13 protein-coding genes are annotated in these 18,043 nt (G+C 70.2%); 8 read left to right on the plus strand and 5 right to left on the minus strand.

Annotated features, from left to right (window positions below; translation table 11 throughout):
• Positions 1 to 670: 670 nt before the first annotated feature.
• From NIE79_RS27605 to NIE79_RS27615, 3 genes are read left to right on the plus strand one after another with little or no spacing between them, the layout of a single operon-like run.
• On the plus strand, positions 671 to 1,891 hold the full coding sequence (locus tag NIE79_RS27605; protein ID WP_238681348.1) for a macrolide family glycosyltransferase: 1,221 nt from the start codon (positions 671 to 673) through the stop codon (positions 1,889 to 1,891).
• Between the two features lie 3 nt (positions 1,892 to 1,894).
• Positions 1,895 to 2,380 (plus strand): hypothetical protein, encoded by a 486-nt coding sequence (locus tag NIE79_RS27610; protein WP_238681349.1) that lies wholly within the window; start codon positions 1,895 to 1,897, stop codon positions 2,378 to 2,380.
• Positions 2,377 to 3,321 carry a hypothetical protein gene (locus tag NIE79_RS27615; protein WP_238681350.1) on the plus strand — a complete coding sequence of 315 codons (945 nt, stop codon included), beginning with the start codon at positions 2,377 to 2,379 and terminating at the stop codon, positions 3,319 to 3,321. Before NIE79_RS27610 ends, NIE79_RS27615 begins: the two co-directional genes overlap by 4 nt.
• 4 nt (positions 3,322 to 3,325) lie before the next feature.
• Here the strand turns inward: NIE79_RS27615 and NIE79_RS27620 are convergent, their stop codons facing one another.
• From NIE79_RS27620 to NIE79_RS27630, 3 genes are all read right to left on the minus strand, one after another.
• Entirely contained in the window at positions 3,326 to 4,441 is a 1,116-nt protein-coding gene (locus NIE79_RS27620) for an FUSC family protein (RefSeq protein WP_238681351.1), read from the minus strand.
• Positions 4,442 to 4,583: 142 nt separating this feature from the next.
• The gene (locus NIE79_RS27625; RefSeq protein ID WP_238681352.1) at positions 4,584 to 5,306 is read right to left on the minus strand and encodes an alpha/beta hydrolase; all 723 of its coding nucleotides are present in this window, start codon (positions 5,304 to 5,306) and stop codon (positions 4,584 to 4,586) included.
• A gap of 65 nt (positions 5,307 to 5,371) precedes the next feature.
• Positions 5,372 to 5,560, minus strand: coding sequence for a hypothetical protein (locus NIE79_RS27630; protein WP_238681353.1), 189 nt, complete (start codon positions 5,558 to 5,560; stop codon positions 5,372 to 5,374).
• A gap of 19 nt (positions 5,561 to 5,579) precedes the next feature.
• On the opposite strand from NIE79_RS27630, the gene NIE79_RS27635 reads away from it, so the two are divergent.
• From NIE79_RS27635 to pulA, 5 genes are all read left to right on the plus strand, one after another.
• Entirely contained in the window at positions 5,580 to 6,440 is an 861-nt protein-coding gene (locus NIE79_RS27635) for a hypothetical protein (protein WP_238681354.1), read from the plus strand.
• A 38-nt stretch (positions 6,441 to 6,478) separates the two neighbouring features.
• Positions 6,479 to 6,868 (plus strand): DUF6841 family protein, encoded by a 390-nt coding sequence (locus NIE79_RS27640; RefSeq protein WP_238681355.1) that lies wholly within the window; start codon positions 6,479 to 6,481, stop codon positions 6,866 to 6,868.
• A gap of 97 nt (positions 6,869 to 6,965) precedes the next feature.
• A complete protein-coding gene (locus tag NIE79_RS27645; protein WP_238681356.1) occupies positions 6,966 to 7,646 on the plus strand; it encodes a hypothetical protein in 681 nt (226 codons plus the stop codon).
• A 100-nt stretch (positions 7,647 to 7,746) separates the two neighbouring features.
• The gene (locus NIE79_RS27650; RefSeq protein ID WP_238681357.1) at positions 7,747 to 8,439 is read left to right on the plus strand and encodes a cellulose binding domain-containing protein; all 693 of its coding nucleotides are present in this window, start codon (positions 7,747 to 7,749) and stop codon (positions 8,437 to 8,439) included.
• Between the two features lie 110 nt (positions 8,440 to 8,549).
• Positions 8,550 to 14,045 carry a pullulanase-type alpha-1,6-glucosidase gene (gene pulA / locus NIE79_RS27655; protein ID WP_238681358.1) on the plus strand — a complete coding sequence of 1,832 codons (5,496 nt, stop codon included), beginning with the start codon at positions 8,550 to 8,552 and terminating at the stop codon, positions 14,043 to 14,045.
• A gap of 85 nt (positions 14,046 to 14,130) precedes the next feature.
• Here the strand turns inward: pulA and NIE79_RS27660 are convergent, their stop codons facing one another.
• Positions 14,131 to 15,774 carry a hypothetical protein gene (locus tag NIE79_RS27660; RefSeq protein ID WP_238681359.1) on the minus strand — a complete coding sequence of 548 codons (1,644 nt, stop codon included), beginning with the start codon at positions 15,772 to 15,774 and terminating at the stop codon, positions 14,131 to 14,133.
• A 290-nt stretch (positions 15,775 to 16,064) separates the two neighbouring features.
• Positions 16,065 to 17,912, minus strand: coding sequence for a right-handed parallel beta-helix repeat-containing protein (locus tag NIE79_RS27665; protein ID WP_238681360.1), 1,848 nt, complete (start codon positions 17,910 to 17,912; stop codon positions 16,065 to 16,067).
• Between the last annotated feature and the right edge of the window lie 131 nt (positions 17,913 to 18,043).

Raw genomic sequence — 18,043 nt, forward strand, 5'->3', positions numbered from 1 at the left:
CTGCATCGGGGGTGCCTGCCCGCACAACCTCAGGGGGTTGTGGTTGTGCGGGGGGAAGTTCGAGGGTTCTGCCCGGTGACCCGCGAAAGGGGGGTCGGCGTCGGGACAGGGTGCAACCGTTCGCGGTGGCGAGTCATTCCGCCTACCGCGGGGGCCGGCCCGTGGTGCTCGGCCGTGCGGGGGATGTAACCGGAGCCGCCTGGCGGATGTTCCCGGCGGCTGCTTCCGGCGGGAGGGCCTGGCGGCTGTCCGGCGGGCCCGGCGGACCATGACCCGGGCTGTTGCGGTGGTCTGCCAGGTATAACGACCCGGCCCGGCCACCGATTCCGCCGTCGGGGTGGCCCCGACCACCCGACACCCGACAACAAACCCGACAAACCACCACCCGCCCAGCCGGCGGAACGGACACGGCGGCCACACCGTCGTGATCCACTCGGGTTCACGGAAACCGCGGCGTCCCGCTGCCGGGGAGGCCCCGACATCGTGAAAGCCGAGTGGATCATGCCTGTGTGTGGCTGGTCGCCCGCCCAGCCCGGCACGAGGCGATGAGTCGAGTACCTGGTCCCCGACGCACTGCCAGCAGGCAACATCTAGGCTCTGACCGAGAGGGGTGGATCATGGACGCTGCAACTTGCCGGGCTCTGGCTCCTTCCCCGCCAGGGGTCGACCGATGAGCGCAGTGGCATTCCTGAACATCGCCATGCACGGGCACATCAACCCGACATTGCCCGTTGTGGGTGAGCTTGTTCGTCGTGGCCACTCCGTCACCTATCACACGACGCCGGCCTACGCCGAGCAGATCGCGGCCACCGGGGCACGGGTGTTCCTCTACCCCGGGGACGACCTTCCGCTCTCCGGCCCGCCGACGCCCGTCACGGTGATGGAGCAGCTTGCGCGTACCGCCGTACGCGTGCTGCCCGCCGTCCTCACCGACCTGCGGGGCGCCCGGCCCGATCTGATCGTGCACGACTCCCTCTGCCCGTGGGGGCCGGTGGTCGCCCGGGAACTCGGCGTGCCGCCGGCATCGTCGTTCACCACGTTCGCCTTCAACCGGCACGTGCCGAGCCCGACCCGCGGCTCCTGGGAGCTGCTCGGCGCGGCCGCGGCCCTTCCCCGCTCCACCGTCGGGTACCTGAGATCGCGGTGGGAGCTGCGCCGTCGGTACGACACACGCGCCCTGCCCCTGATCGACCTGGCCAACATCCGTCAGCCGCTCAACCTCGTCTACACCTCGCGGGCGTTCCACCCCGCGGCGGACAGTTTCGACCAGTCCTATCAGTTCGTCGGACCGAGCATCGGTGCCCGCCGAGCGGACTCGTCGTTTCCGGTCGATCGACTGCGGGACCCGGTGATGTACGCCTCGATGGGCACGGTGTTCGACGCTCCGCAGTTGCTGCGTACCTTCGCCGACGCGCTGGCCCCGCTGGGCGGCACAGTGGTCATTTCCAGCGGACATACCGATCCCGTCGATCTTGGCCCGCTACCGGGAAACGTGCTCGCCCACCGATCCGTACCGCAGTTGGAGGTGCTGGCCCGTGCGGCGCTGTTCATCACCCACGGCGGAGTGAACAGCGTCAACGAGGCCCTGTACGCCGGCACCCCGATGCTGGTGGTCCCGCAGGGCGCTGACCAACTGCTGGTGGCTTCCCGCATCGGCGAACTCGATGCCGGCCTGTCGATCCGCACCGAGGATGTCACGGTGGAGGTTGTGCGGGCCCTCGCTCAGCGTCTGCTCGACGAGCCTCGGTTCCGGGCCGCCGCGAGCACCCTGCAGGTCGCTCAGCGTCAGGCGGGCGGCTATGCGCGTGCCGCCGACGTACTTGAGCACTTCGTGCAGCAGACCGGCTCGGTCGCTCAGCCGGGCTCTGCCGATCTGCCGCCAGCGGGCTGATCGATGTCTCCGATTATTGCCATCCTGCTGCTGGTCGCCGGGCTGTCCGAGGCCGCCGGGCGTCTCCTGCCGGTGGTGGCCCGCCTGTCCGGCGTGTCGCACGTGCGGGTGGTCAGCTTGTTGCTGGCGGGCGCGATCGTCGACGGCGCGGTGTTCGCGCTCTGGCCGCTGTCCGCGTGGGCCGTTGCCGGTCTGGTGTTACCCACCGCACCGTCCGACGCACTGGTCTGGACACCAGGCCTGGCCGTTCCGCTCGTGCTTGCCGGGGTCCTCGCGTTCCCGCTGCTCGGGCCACTGCTGCACCTGTTGCTCATGGTGGGAGTGGGGGCCGGCCTCGCCGGTGCTCTCGCCACGGTGGCCGGAGTTGGTTGGTGGGAAGCCGCCGGCTGCGTAGCGATCGCGGGAGTCGGGCTCGGTGTCTCCGTCGAGGCCGTCCGCCGCCTTGTCGTGAAGCTCAACACCAGACGAGCACCGGAGCCGGTCGCGTGATCGGACTGGCGCTCCTGCTGCTGCTCGGCGGGCTGGGACTGGTGCTGATCGCCGAGGCTCTGCTCGCCCGCTACGAGGTGCTGGTCTACGCCGCCGGCTGGCGCACACCCACCATCTCCCGTCCCGAGGGCATGTCCTACGCCCGAGGGGCTGATCCGGACCGCCCTCCGGACGCCTACCTGGTCTATCTGGACGGCATCGGGAAGCGCCGTTTCCACGACACCCGCGATGGTGGCCGACTGGTCAAGGCCCTGATCAACCGAGCGCCGGAGCTCCGGGTGCTGGGCCAGGTGCAGCCCTACTCCCCGCTCGCCGTGCCGCTCGCCGACCGGCCGGTCTGGACCTGGGTGCGCCGCCGCATCGGGCTGCTGCTGTTCCTGCACAACGTGATGCAGATCTTCGTCGCCGCCGACCGCCGCTACCGTCCCCTGTACAACCGTGCCGTCGGTGCGCAGATCGCCACCGAACTCCAGGTCGCCGGATACCGGCCGGACAGCGGCATACCCGTGGTGTTGCTCAGCTACAGCGGTGGCGCCCAGGTCGCCAGCGGTGCGGTGAACGAACTGTGGTCCCAACTGCGTACCCCGCTCTGGCTGATCACTCTCGGTGGTTTCCACAACGGTGCCAACGACATCACCCATGCTCAGCACCTCTACCAGCTCACCAGTGCCGGTGACTGGATCGAGCGAGTCGGCACCTGGATCTTCCCGCAGCGGTGGCGGCTGTTCCGCTGGAGCGGATGGAACCGGGCCGACCGTGAAGGCAAGATCACCGTGCAGCGGCTCGACCCTGCCACGCACATCGGTCCCCGCAGCTACATCGCCCCGGAGGCCCGCCTGCCCGATGGGCGCAGCCACCTCGACCGGACCACCGACACCGTGCTCACGCTGATCCGGGATCGCCTCAGCCGGGCGGCCGAGACCGACGGCCCGCTGCCCTGAACGCTCACACGTCGGCGTTCAAACCGGCCTGCTGATTCGCCTCCGTCTGGGGGAGCCCGGAGATCTGGAGCAGTTGACTGACGACAACGCGCAGTTGTGAGACGACGACAGCCCCGGAGGGCCCGACACCCTCGGCGCATGCCTCGTTGATGTCACTGATCACCTGTAGCGCCCGCTCCCGCGCGCGGTCCGGCTCCCGTCCGGCCAGGAAGTCACGATGCAGAAGCCTGAACGCCTGGCCGAAGTGCTCCATCGCCGTGGAGAGGCCGGCCGGCAGCGTCTCCCGGGCGTGTAGTGCCGACACCGCCCACTGCACCATCTCGCGGCTGCTCGTGTAGGCGAGTTCAAGGTGTTCGGCCGCCCGCGCGTACCGACGCATGATGCCCAGCCGTCTCCTCCGCCACGGTGAGAGGATCGCGACTTCGCATGCTGCGGCGACCACGTCGGCCGTGTTCCGTCGTGCCGCCTCTGCCGCACGCAGTCGCTGTAGGGCATCGTCGGCCTGTCGCACGTCGCGGTGAGCCAGCGCATTGGCGATGGCGGTCATCTCCCGGGCGATGGCATCGACTGTCGGACCAGCGGCGCGGTGCACGATCCGCACCGGATTGAGCGGCAGGATCAGCAAGGCCACCACGATGGCCACCACCACACCGACCAGCGCATTCGCCGTCCGCGGCACGGCCAGGTCCGGCCGGTCCGGAGACACTGTGCCGAGCAGGACGGCGGTGCTTCCCGCCTGCACCATGACGGCTCCGGTGCCACGAAAGACGGCTGCCGCCGAAATGGCCAGTGCCACGACCACACCGGTCTGTATTGGTCCCGCCCCGATGAACCGTACGATCCCGTTTCCGACCAGCACCCCCAGGAACACCCCGGCGAGAAGCTCGAGAGTGCGACGGGCTCGATTACCGACGGCCGCCGCGATGGTGCCGACCGCGGCGGCGGGTGCGAACAGCGGCTGCGGATTGTGCAGCACGTCGCTGGCAACGAACCAGGCCAATCCGGCGGCCAGCCCCGCCTGCACCGCGAGGATGAGGTAGGTGCGAAGCCGTTCATAGGCCTCCCGGCCCTCGCGCAGCGCACTTTCCGCCGGTCGGGCACCCCGACGTCTGCTGCGCACCTCTCACCCCCCGCCATCGACCGGCTCTCTCACGATCGTCGTACGGCGGCGAACGTCGGGTGCGAGAGATCCCCAATCTGATGCGGCACCGACGGAAGCCTGCGCATCCGCGCGCGAAGGGGTACTCGGCCGGCGGAGTGGGTCAGCCGGCGTCGAGCACCTCCAGGACCGCGTCGCGGGCGGCCAGGACGGCTGCCTCGGATTGCGGGCCGTGGTTGAGAATCTCGAAGGAGTGCTGGCCGTCCGGCACCTCGATCACCCGCATCGGCCAGCCCTGCGCGGTCGCCGTAGGCAGGAACGCGTCGATGCCGGCCAGAACCGGTGGGATGTCCTGGCCTGCGCGGGTCAGGACCAGTGGCACGCCGGTGCCGGCGCTGAGAGCTTCGACCGGCAGGAACCGGGCGTCGACCTCCCAGCCGGGGAACGGGACGAGCAGCGGGTACGTCAGTGCGATCCCGCGTAGCCATGGCGGCGGGACGCGGAGCCAGTCGGCCGCGAAGAGGCCGCCGCCGGAGAAGAACCACAGCACCACCCGCTCGCTGTCGACCCGCGGATCGGCGCGGACCTGCTCGACCATGGCGGCGATGTCGTCGGCTGCGGCGGGCAGCGCTGACAGGTCGGACACCTGGTAGCTGACCAGCGCGGTGACCACGCCGCTCGCGGCGAGCAGCGCGCCGTAGCCGCGGTAGAGCAGCCAGTCGCGGGGGTCGGGCGCGTCGGGTGGTAGCGGAGCGCCGTGCACCACCACGACGGCGGGCGCGGGACCGTTGTGGGCGGGCAGGTGCAGGTCGACGTTGCCGTGTCGTTCCACCGGCGCGGCCGGGGTGGACAGGACGAAGGGCCGTTGTGCGACGGGCGTCGTCATGGCCTGATCGTATCGATCATCGACCTGTCCGGTTGCCCCACTGACGATCTACAGGGGACGGTGGGTCAGGCCCCGTCGCCGGGTTTCGCGGCGTCGCCGGCCTGCGCGTGCCGCTCCAGTAGCCGCTGCCGGATCTCCTCGGGGGTGTACGCGCGCCGCCGCCGTTCGGCTCGCGCGATGACCACCCCGGAGGCTGCGACGCCGGCGAGCCCGGCCAGCCCGAGAACCTTCCACCACCGCATTCTTTGCCGCATCGGCCTAGGCTAGACCCTCATGAGCATCAGCCTGGATGAGGCCGTCGAGTTGACCCGCACCGGTGACGTGTGGGTGTTCCGGGGTCGCAGCGTGCCGGACCGGGCGATCCAGTTCACCACCAACAGCCCGGTGAACCACGTCGGGATGGCGGTGGTGCTGGACGACATGCCGCCACTGATGTGGCACGCGGAGCTGGGCAGGTCGTTGCCGGACCTGTGGTCGGGCACCCACCAGCGCGGCGTCCAGCTGCACGACCTGCGGGACGCGGTCTGCGTGTGGGCCAACCGGTACGGCCAACGGGCCTGGCTGCGGCAGCTCGACCCGCCGGTCGACGCGGAGATGGAGCGGGCGGTGCTGCGGACGATCGCGCGGTTGGACGGTACGCCGTTCCCGTCGACCGCCCAGTTGGCGTGGCGCTGGGTGCGGGGTCGGGTGCCGGCGCTGCCGCGCCCCGGCGGGCTATCCGCGCTGCCGCACCTCGGTCGCCTGTCGGCGCTGTCACGCCTCGGCCAGCCGACACCTCGACTGACCCCGGCCGACCGCGCCAACCCGGCCGACCGCGCCAACCCGGCCGACCGCGCCAACCAGGCCGACCGAGCCAACCAGGCCAACCGCGCCGACCCGGCCAACCAGGCCAACCCGGCCGACAGCGCCAACCAGGCCAACCCGGCCCGGTCGGCGGGGGAGCGGGACCGGGCGCTGGAGACGGCGTACTGCGCCGAGGTGGTGGCGGTGACCTATGAGGCCATGGGGTTGCTGCCGGCGGGCCGGCGTCCGAACTGGTATGACCCGGGTCGGTTCTGGAGCGGCGACGACCTGGGTCTGGCCGCCGACGCCCGGTTGGGTTCCGAGATCGAGGTTCGGGTACCGCCGCGCTGAAGGTTTGACCTCGGCGGTGACCGGCAATTGCTGTGACCGTGAACGCCTCCACGGATCTTGACACGTTGGCCGACTTCTTCGACCGGTACGGCGTGGCGTTGACCTCCGGCGACCTGCCGGCCATCGCCGGCTGTTACGCCCTGCCGGGGTTGGTGGTGGCGGACACCTACAGCTTCTCGTTCACGTCCGCGGCGGCGGTGGCGCTCTCCTTCGTGGGCGCCGCGCCCGACTACCAGGACCGGGAGCTGGTAGCGGCCCACGCCCGGATCGAGGACGTGCAGCAGGTGTCCGCGCTGTTGACGATGGTGGCGGTGGAGTGGGAATTCCTGGACAGTCGGGGGCAGGCGGTGCCGGGTGAGCGGTACCGCTACCTGCTTCGTATCTCGGATGACGGACCACTGATCTGCACTGTCGTCCGGACGGGCTGACCGACCGGGGCCGGTCGGCCCGATCCGTACCCGCCCGGTTTCCGGTCCGTGTGGCGCTGGCTACGCTGTCGCGTCGGTGGGGACGAGGGGAGACCTGATGGCGGTGCGGCCGGACGGTGCGGCAGATTCGCGGGCGGCGCGGGTGTTGGCTTCGGTGCCGTGGATAGTGGTGCTGCTCGGTGTGTGCGCGCTGGTGGTGCTCCTGGTGATCGCGCTGTTGTCGTTCCGGACGAGGGAGCGGGAGGCGCCGCCGCAGGCCGCGCCTCCGGCGTTCCTGCCGACAGTGCCGGCCGCCGCATCGGCCACCGGTGGGCCGACTCCGGCCGCTGTGGAGCGGCGCTCGGTGTCGCCGCGACCGTCGCGCAGTAGTCGGACGCCGTCGCCGCGGGCCACCGCGACCGGCTCGCCGACTGCGGGGCGGACGAACGTCCTGGTGGCGCCGCCGGCAACGGCGGAGGACACGGTCGGCGCCCGCTACCAGGTCGGTACGAACGGCTGGGACGGGGACGCCGCGGTGCTCTCGCTCGCCAACGAGTCGAGCCGGTCGGTGGACTGGCAGGTGGAGTTGGTGTTCGACGACGACACCTGGACTCTGCGGTTGAGTGATGACTCGGGCGTCTCGGTGCGGGGGCGCGGGCACGGGGAGTTCGTGTTGCGCGGCACCCGTTCGCTGGATGCGGGTGACTCTCGGACGCTGCGGGTGCGCGTCGGCTGGGGTGACTCGGCGCAGCGACCGCTCAAGTGCACGATCAACGGAGTTGACTGCCGGATCGACTGAGCCGGAGCCGGGTCGTGGTGCGGTGACGCTGCGCAGCCAAGGCTTTCCGGGCCGGGCCGCCGATCGCTACGCTGCGCGGACGGTCCGCTGAAGGAGGTACATGTCCGGCATGCGCCGTGTTCCGCGCCCGCCACACGGTCCGGTCGCGATCGCCACGTCGCCCTGGATCGTGGTGGGCGCCGGGGTCGTCGTGATGGTGGTCCTGCTCATCGTGGCCCTGGGTGCGTACCGGGGACGTAGCCCCGCGCCGGACGGCGCGCAGCCGCCGGCGCTGCCGGTGCCGTCCGCTGTGGTGGCACCGAGCGTGCCCACGTCGGTGCCGTCTCCGGCGCCGGTGCTGCCGGGGATATCCGGGCGGGCGAGCGGGCTGCCACCGAGCTCCGCGGCCGGGTCCGGTTCACCGTCGGTCGACCCGACGGCCGGTCCGACCGGGAGGCCGACGGCGACACGGTCGCCGAGCCGGGCGGCGCCGGGGCAGCCGGCGATGACCGGGCGGTACCGGGTGGTGCAGAGCTTCGACGGTGGTTTCATCGGCGAGGTGGCGATGGTCAACACGTCCGCTCGCAGCCGTGGTTGGACGGTGCGGTTGGAGTTCTCCGGTGGGCGGCTGGTGACCGCCTGGGTGGAGGGAGTCCCACAGGGGACGATCCGCCAGTCCGACGACGGCTTCACGTACGTCAGTGGGGTCGAGGTGTCGCCCGGCGGTTCGGTGTCGTTGCGGTTCCACATGGAGCGGGCGTCCCACACCCCACGGGAGTGCACGGTGGACGGGGCGCGCTGCAACGGGCTCTGACCGGCCCTTCCGCAAGGATGCTGCTTTGTTGCGACCATGTTTGCAAGGTATTGCAGAATGTTTCGGCAAGGGTTAGCGTGCGGCCAATCAGCGACCAGAGGAAGGCGTCGATGAAACCCCCGCCGATACCGCGCACCGCCCTGCTGGCCCTTGCCTCCCTGCTCACCGTCACGCTCGTCGGCGCTCCGGTCGCCGTGCACCCCGCCGCCGCGGGCCCCCGGCCGTCCGACGGCGCCCCACTCGCGATCGGCGGTGCGACCCAGTGGCGTGCCGAACCCACCGCCGAGGCGCTGCTGAAGGCCGGCGGCGACTCCGCCCGAGCCGAGCAGTTCTACTTCGTCCTGCCGGACCGGTTCGCCAACGGAGACCCCCGCAACGACTCCGGCGGCCTCACCGGCGACCGGCTGCGGACCGGCCTCGACCCGACCGACAAAGGCTTCTATCACGGCGGTGACCTCAAGGGCGTCATCGACAAGTTGGACTACATCCAGGGGATGGGCACCACTGCCATCTGGCTCGCCCCGATCTTCAAGAACCGGCCGGTGCAGGGTGCCGGCAATGACATCTCGGCCGGCTACCACGGCTACTGGATCACCGACTTCACCCAGGTGGACCCGCACTTCGGCACGATGGAAGAGATGAAGCGGCTGGTCAAGCTCGCCCACCAGCGCGGCCTCAAGATCTACCTCGATGTGATCGTCAACCACACCGCCGACGTGATCAAGTACGCCGAGGACAGGTACGCGTACGTGGACAAGGCGACCTCGCCGTACACCGACGCGCAGGGCCGGGCGTTCGAGGACCGCAACTACGCCGACGGCTCCCGGGCGTTCCCGCCGGTCGACAAGGAGTCCTTCCCGTACACGCCGACGTTCGCCGATCCGAAGGACGCGAGCGTCAAGGTCCCGGCCTGGCTGAACGACGCCACCATGTACCACAACCGGGGTGACTCCACCTTCGCTGGCGAGAACAGCGAGTACGGCGACTTCTTCGGCCTCGACGACCTGTGGACCGAGCGTCCCGAGGTGGTCCGGGGCCTGACCAAGGCGTACGGGGACTGGATCGGCGCGACCGGCGTCGACGGCTTCCGACTGGACACCGTGAAGCACGTCAACATGGACTTCTGGCCGCAGTTCAGCCAGGGCATCGAGCGGGCCGCGGAGAAGGCCGGCAAGAAGGACTTCTTCATGTTCGGCGAGGTGTACAGCGCCGACCCGGAGATCAGCTCCAGCTACGTCCGCGAGGGTGGCCTGCCGGCCACCCTCGACTTCGCCTTCCAGGAGGCCGCCCGGGGCTTCACCGCCGGCGCCGGCTCCGCGAAGGCGCTCGCCGACGTGTACGTCCGCGACGACCTCTACGCGGCCCGGGACACCGACGCGGGCCGGTTGACCACCTTCCTCGGCAACCACGACATGGGCCGGATCGGATCGTTCATCGCCGGTGGTGGCAGCGACCCGGCCACCCACCTGCGTCGTGACCAGCTCGCGCACCAGTTGATGTTCCTGACCCGTGGCCAGCCGGTGGTCTACTCCGGCGACGAACAGGGCTTCACCGGCCCGGGCGGGGACAAGGACGCCCGCCAGGACATGTTCGCGTCGAAGGTTCCCGACTACCTCGACGACGACCTGCTCGGCACCGACCGCACCCACGCCGGTGACCAGTTCGACACGACCCACCCGCTGTACCGGACCATCGCGGACCTGGGCCGGCTGCGTCAGGCCCACCCGGCGCTGCGCGACGGTGTGCAGGTCACCCGGTACGCGGACGACGGGCCGGGCGTCTTCGCCGCCTCCCGGATCGCCCCGGCCGACCGCACCGAGTACGTGGTGGCCGTGAACAACGCCGACACGGCGCAGACTGTCACTGTGGACACCTGGTCGGCCGGCGCCACCTTCACCGGCATCTACGGTGGCTCGGGCGCAGTGAAAGCCGGCGGTGACGGCGAGTTGACCCTCACCGTGCCGCCGCTGTCGGCGGCGGTGTACCGGGCCGGCAACCCCATCGCGCGGGCGACCGACAAGCCGACCATCACCATCACCAGCCCGGTTCCGGACGCGCCGGTCGCCACCCGGGCGGCGGTCACCGCCCGGGTGACCGGCGACCCGCTGGCCACTGTCACCGTCGCGGCGCGGGTGGCCGGCGGCCGGTGGACGCTGCTGGGCAGCGCCGACCACGCCCCGTACACGGTGCAGCACGACCTGACCGGCCTGGCCGGCGGCACCCGTGTCGAGTACAAGGCGGTGGTCCGCGACGGCCGGGGCCGTACCGCCACCGCCCGGTCCACCGCCGTCGTGGGGACCCCGGCGCAGGGCAGCTCCCGGGAGTGGGCGGTGGTGCACTACCAGCGCCCGGCCGGGGGATACGACGACTGGGGGCTGTACGCGTGGGGGGACATCGACCCGGCGTACGTCACCGAGTGGCCGAAGGGGCAGCCGTTCGCCGGGGAGGACTCCTACGGCCGGTTCGCCTGGGTGAAACTCAAGCCGGGCGCGACGTCGGTGAACTTCCTGGTCGTCGACAAGGCGGGTACGAAGGACGTCGCCCAGGACCGCAGCATCGACGTCACCCGGACCGGCGAGATCTGGCTCAAGCAGGGCGACCCGGCGATCTACCCGAGCAGGCAGGCGGCCGCCGGTGAACCGGACCCGCCCGTCGAGGAGGGCACCGCCGTGCTGCACTACCGGCGGGCCGACGGCAACTACGACGGCTGGGGCCTGCACCTGTGGGACGGCGCGGCCAACCCGACCGAGTGGTCCGCCCCGCTGCGACCGACCTCCATCGACGCGTTCGGGGCGGTGTTCCGGGTGCCGCTGGCGGCCGGCGCGACCGGCCTGAACTACATCATCCATCAGGGCGACACCAAGGACCTGCCCGACGACCAGCGGCTCGACTTCGCCAGCGCGGGCCGGGAGGTGTGGCTCCTCGCCGCCACACCGGGCCGCCTGCTGCCGTCGACGGCCACCACCGCCAGCGGAGACACCGACATCAGCAAGCAGAAGGCGCACTGGATCGACAGGTCCACAGTGGTGTGGCAGACACCGCCGACCGACGGCAGGACGTACGCGCTGGTCACCGCGCCCACCGGCGGGGTCAGCGTGGTCGACGGCGAACTGACCGGCAACTACACCACGTTGCCGCTGCGGGCCCAGCGCAACGGGCTCACCGAGGCACAACGCGACAGGTTCCCGCACCTGTGGTCGTACCGTAGCTTCGCCCTGGACCGGGCGGACCTGGCCAAGGTCCCGGCGGCGCTGCGGGGGCAGTTGCTGGTCACCGAACGCGACGCCGAGGGTGCGCTGCTCGCCGCTACCGGCGTGCAGATCCCCGGCGTGCTCGACGACGTGTACTCCCGGGCGGCCGACGCCACCCTCGGGCCCACGTTCGCGGGCCGGACACCGAGCCTCGCGCTGTGGGCACCGACCGCCCACAGCGTGCGCCTGCACCTGTTCGACTCGCCCACCGCCGCGCCGAAGACGGTGCCGATGCGCCGCGACGACCGCACCGGCGTCTGGTCGGTGCGCGGCGACCACACCTGGACCGGCAGGTTCTACCGGTACGAGGTGCGGGCGTGGCAGCCGGCGGCGCAGCGGATGGTGACCGCGGCGGTCACCGACCCGTATTCGGTGGCCCTCGCCGCGGACTCCACGCACAGCCAGCTCGTCGACCTGAACGACCCGGCGTTGGCACCCTCCGGGTGGCGCACGCTGCGCAAACCGGCACCGGTGCCGGCCGCGAAGGCGCAGATCACCGAGCTGTCCGTGCGGGACTTCTCCATCGCCGACGACACAGTGCCGGCCGAGCGGCGGGGGACCTTCCTCGCGTTCACCGACCCGAAAACCGCCGGCATGACCCACCTGCGGGCGCTCGGCGACGCCGGGGTCACCCACCTGCACCTGCTGCCGGCGTTCGACTTCGCGACGATCCCGGAGAAGCGGGCCGACCAGCGGCAGCCGGCCTGCGACCTGGCGGCGCTGCCGCCGGACTCGGCCGAGCAGCAGAAGTGCGTGGCGGCGGTCGCCGAAAACGACGGCTACAACTGGGGGTACGACCCGCTGCACTACACAGTGCCCGAGGGCGGCTACGCGGTCGACCCGGTCGGCGCGGCGCGGACCACCGAGTTCCGGCGGATGGTCGCCGGGGCGAACGACGCCGGGCTGCGGGTGGTCATGGACGTGGTCTACAACCACACGTCGGCGGCCGGCACCGACGCGAAGTCGGTGCTCGACCAGATCGTGCCCGGCTACTACCACCGCCTGCTGGAGGACGGCACCGTGGCCAACTCCACCTGCTGCGCCAACACCGCCCCCGAGCACACCATGATGGGCAAGCTGGTGGTCGACTCGCTGGTCACCTGGGCCCGGCAGTACAAGGTGGACGGCTTCCGCTTCGACCTGATGGGTCACCACCCGAAGGCGAACATCCTGGCCGTCCGGGCAGCCCTGGACCGGTTGACAGTCGCCCGTGACGGCGTGGACGGCAAGGCGATCATGCTCTACGGCGAGGGCTGGAACTTCGGTGAGGTCGCCAACGACGCCCGTTTCGTCCAGGCCACCCAGGCCAACATGGCCGGCACCGGCATCGGGACCTTCAACGACCGGCTGCGCGACGCGGTGCGTGGCGGCGGGCCGTTCGACGCCAACCCCCGGGTGCAGGGTTTCGCCTCCGGGCTCTACAGCGACCCGAACGGCGACGCGGTCAACGGGTCACCGGCCGAGCAGAAGGCCCGACTCCTGCACGCCCACGACCTGATCAAGGTGGGGCTCACCGGCAACCTGCGCGGATACCGGTTCACCGACACGTCCGGGCGTGAGGTCACCGGGGCGCAGGTGGACTACAACGGCTCCCCGGCCGGCTACACCGCAGCGCCGGGGGAGGCCGTCACCTACGCCGACGCGCACGACAACGAGATCCTGTACGACGCGTTGGCGTACAAACTGCCGCAGGCCACGACGGCGGCGGACCGCTCACGGATGCAGGTGCTGGCGCTGGGCACCGTGGTGCTGGGACAGGGCACCGGGTTCGTCACCGCCGGCACCGAACGGTTGCGGTCGAAGTCGCTGGACCGCAACTCGTTCAACTCCGGTGACTGGTTCAACCAGATCCGCTGGGGTTGTGAAGGGGGCAACGGGTTCGGCGCCGGTCTGCCGCCCGCGCCCGACAACGAGGACAAGTGGTCGTACGCGAAGCCGCTGCTGGCCGACCCGGCGCTCGTGCCGGACTGCGCGGCGATCAACACCACCGACGCCCGGTACGCCGAGTTGCTGCGCATCCGGGCGTCGTCGCCGGTGTTCGGGCTGGCCACCGCCGAGCAGGTGCAGCGGCGGGTGGCGTTCCCGCTGTCCGGCGCGCAGGAGACGCCGGGGGTGCTGACCATGACCCTGGACGCCGCTGGGCTGGGCGGGCCGTGGAAGTCGCTGACAGTCGTCTTCAACAGCACCCCGTCGGCGGCCAACCAGACGGTGACCGGACTGCGCGGAGCGGACGTGGCACTGCACCCGGTGCTTGTCGACTCGGCCGACCCGGCGCTGCGTACCGCCTCGTTCGACCGGGCGGCCGGCACGTTCGCCGTACCGGCGCGCAGCGTGGCGGTCTTCGTCCAGAACTGACGTGAACCGGCCCCCTTCCGCGTCTCGCGGAAGGGGGCCGGCCCGTTGTGCTGGTGCTACGTGGTCGTCACCCGAGGGTGATCGATCAGGCGAAGCAGTTGTCGATCGTGCCGCCCGGGATGGCCAGGCAGTTGGTCGGACGGTTCGCGGTGATCGCGGACTTGTCGTCCACGTTCACGTCTCCGAAGAAGCTGAAGACACCGCCCGGCTCGAAGGTGGAGAAGTTGTGGGCGACCTTCGTCTTCGACAGGTTGACCTCGCCGAAGATGTTGAAGATGCCGCCGCCGACTCCGATCGGACCCACGGCCCGGTTGCCGACGACCTCGCTGTCGCGCAGCGTGGTGACGCTGCCGGCGTTGAAGAGCCCGCCGCCGAAGAAGCCGGCGGTGTTGTCCTTGATGCTGCTCTTCTCGAACGTGGCCACGCTGTCGAAGGCGATGGCCACACCGCCACCGACACCGGCGGTGCTGTTCCGCTCGACCGTCACGTTGTGCAGGTTCAGTTGGCTGTCCGCCGCAGCGAGACCGCCACCGGCGAGAACCGCTGTGTTCGAGACGAACTTGGTCTCGTACGCCGTGGTGTTGCCCTCGATGTCGAGGTAGCCACCACCGAAACCGAGCGTCTCGTTGTCGGTGATCTCGGTCTTCTTGAGCTCGACCGTTCCGCCGTCGACGTCGTCGGTGAAGATCTCCGCGGCACCGTTGGAGATACCGCCACCACCGATGACGGCGGTGTTGTCCTTGATCTTCGACTCCTCGACCTTGAGCAGCCCGGCGTTGAAGACGCCGCCGCCGAAGAAGAAGGCGGTGTTACGGGTGACGGTGCTGTGCCAGATCTTCGTGGTGCCGAAGTTGGCCACACCACCACCGTTGCCACCCGACTGGTTCAGGACGACCTCGGACTCCAGGATCTCGGCGGTGCCACCCGGCTGAACCAGGATTCCGGCGCCGTCGTTCTCCTCCGGCTGCTCGACGAGCGGCGTGACGACGCCCGGCGTGGCCTTCGGGGTGACCTTCGGCGCGGCCTTCAGGCCCGCCTTCGGGTTGGCCTGCCGCGCGGTGAGCGCCTGGGCCAACGGGGTGCCCGCCTTCACCTGCGCGGCGAGCGCCTCGGAGTCCGAGTAGGCCGCCCAGACCGCGGCCGGCTCGACACCGTTGAACAGTTCGAGGGTCTGGCCACCCTTGATGGTCAGGCCCTTGATGGTGAGGTGACCACCGGCGCCGACGTTGAGGATGCGGAAGTAGTCCGCCGTGGCTTCCCGAGAGATCGTGGTGTGCTCGCCCTTGAGCGTGATCCGCTCGGTGATGACCGGCAGGCCGTTGCCCTCGTAGTCGTTGCGGGTCAGGTTGTAGGTGCAGCCCTTGGCCAGCTCCAGCACACCGCCGTGCTTGTTGTTGGCGAACACGATCGCCTGAATCAGCTTGTCGGTGTCGCAGGGCACCTCCTTCCCGCGCTCGTGGTCCTTGTCCTTGTCCTTGTCCCGGTTCTTGTCGTCCCGGTTCTCGTCCTTGTCCCAGTCGCGCGCCTCGTCACCCCGCTGGTCACCGTCCTTGCTGACCTGCGCGGTGTTCCAGTTCAAGCCGACCGCACCGGCGCTGCCCGCGACGCCCACCGCCGCGAGACTGATCACGCCCGTCAAACCGGCCACGCCACTGGCGAGCCAGAGCTTGCGGCGGCTCTTGGCCGTCGCCCGCCCGGAGGCTTCGTTGTTCGTTAGGTAGTTGGACATCGGAGCTCTCTGCCCTCTCCTCGTACCAGACAGGGTCGCCGCCGTCAGACGGGTGTCCCCTGCTACAAATCGGTTGTAGCTCCCAAAACCACCGTATGAGAACCTTCCTCGCCTCGCGGGCTTATCCGAGAGAAGCCCACATTCGGTTCATGTTGCCCCCAGCGGGGCCCGGACCGACACACCGCCGCCCAAGCCGGCCTGCACCCGCCTGACCTGCCCAAATGGGTACGCCCCTCCGAGCCGTATCGGCTCGAAGGGGCGCGCCCTCTATGTGGTTCAGCCCCACCCGATCAGGCGAAGCAGTCCGAAACGTTGAAACAGTTGGTCGGGCGGTTGGCGGTGACCGCGGACTCGTCGTCGAGCGTCACGGTGCCGCCGATGCTGTTGAAGATGCCGCCCGGCTCAAGGGTGGAGAAGTTGTATGCCACCTTCGTATTGAGGAGCCTGACCTCGCTCCCCTCGTCGTTGACGATCCCACCGCCACGGGCGAACGGACCGACGGCCCGGTTGCCCACCACCTCGCTGTCGCGCAGCGTGGTGAAGCCGTCGTCGTTGAAGAGGCCGCCGCCACCGGAGCCCGTGGTGTTGTCCTTGATCCTGCTGTTCTCGATCGTCGCGACGCTGTCGGAGGTCACGAACACGCCGCCACCGTCGCGAGCGGCGCTGTTCCTGACCACCGTGGCGTCCTTGAGGGTGAGCTGGCTGTCCGCCACCGCGACGCCACCACCCTCGAGCACCGCGGTGTTGTCACCGACAGTCGTCTGGTGCAGCGTCGTGGTGCCCTCGACATCCAGCACGCCGCCGCCGAAGCCGAGCGTCTCGTTGTCGGTGACCTCGCTCTTGTAGACCCAGACGGAACCGCCCACAACGCCCTCACTACGGATCGCCGGCGCGCCGTTGGAGATGCCACCGCCACCGATGATCCCGGTGTTGTCCTTGATCTTCGACTCGTCGACCTGGAGTACGCCGGCGTTGAAGATGCCGCCGCCGGTGAAGAAGGCGGTGTTGTGTGCGACAGTCGTCTTGCTGAGCCTGGTGCTGCCAAAGTTGGCCAGGCCGCCGCCGTTGCCGCCGGACTGGTTGTAGAGCAACTCGCTGTCCAGGATCTCCGCGCGACCACCGGGCTGCACCAGCACCCCGGCGCCGTCGGTGAACCCGGGCTGCTCGACCAGCGGTACCGCCGCCGTACCGGCACCCACCGGGGCCGCTGCGGCTACCGGTTTGGCCGTGGCGGCCTTGGTCGCTGCCGCTGCTTTCGCGGCGGGCTTGGCGGTGGCCTTCGCGGGTGCCGCCTTGGCGGTCGGCTTGGCGGCGGCCTTCGCGGTCGGCTTGGCGGCGGTTGCTGCCGGCTTCGCTGCTGCTGCTGCTGCCGCCGCTGGCTTGGCGCCAGGTGCGGCCGCGGACGCCGGCTTCGCGGCGGGCGCCGCCGTGGCCGGTGTGGCCACGGTCCGGGCCGAGTACGGTGCCCAGACCGTCGCCGGATCGGCGGTCATCGGGGACTGAAGGGTCTGGCCACCCCTGATGCTCAGGCCCTTGAGAGTGAGGTGCCCGCCAGCGCCGACATTGAGGATGCGGAAGTAGTCGCCAGTGGCCTCGCGGCCGATGGTGGTGTGCTCACCCTTGAGGGTGATGTGCTCGGTGATCACCGGGAGGCCGTTGCCGTTCTGGTTGCGAGTCAGGGTGTAGGTGCAACCCCTGGCCAGCTCCAGCACGCCGCCGTCCTCGTTGTTGGCGAACGTGATCGCCTGGATCAGCTTGTCGGAGTCGCACGGGACCTGCTTGGTGCGGTCCTTCTCGCCGTCCTTGCCGTCCTTGCGCTCCTTGCCGTCCTTGGCGGACTGGTCGTCGAAGCCGCTCCAGTCGGCGCCGCTCCACTCGTCGTTCTGACCGCCGTCGTCCTTGGCGCCGCCCTTGTTCGCGCCGCCGTCATCGCTGACGGTCTGCCGGTCGGTCGACGGCTGTGCGTCCGACACCTGGTCGGACTTCGGCTTGTCGTCCCGAGCGGCGACGCCGCCTAGGGCCGCGAGGCCGACCACGCCGGTCAGTCCGGCCACACCGGCGACCCAGAGCGCCCGCCTTCGCCGTGTCGGCGGAGCTGTCGAGGCCCCGCCGTCGGTACTCGTTACGTCGTTGGACATCAGAGCCTTCCGCCCTTTCCTGCTACCAGACGGGATCGCACCGCCCGAGGCGCCACGACCAGCTACAAATGGGTTGTAGCCTCTGATCGTCACCGTATGAGAACCATCTTCGCGATGCGGACTTATCCGAG

Source organism: Micromonospora trifolii, assembly GCF_022229005.1.
Taxonomy (GTDB): Bacteria; Actinomycetota; Actinomycetes; order Mycobacteriales; family Micromonosporaceae; genus Micromonospora; species Micromonospora trifolii.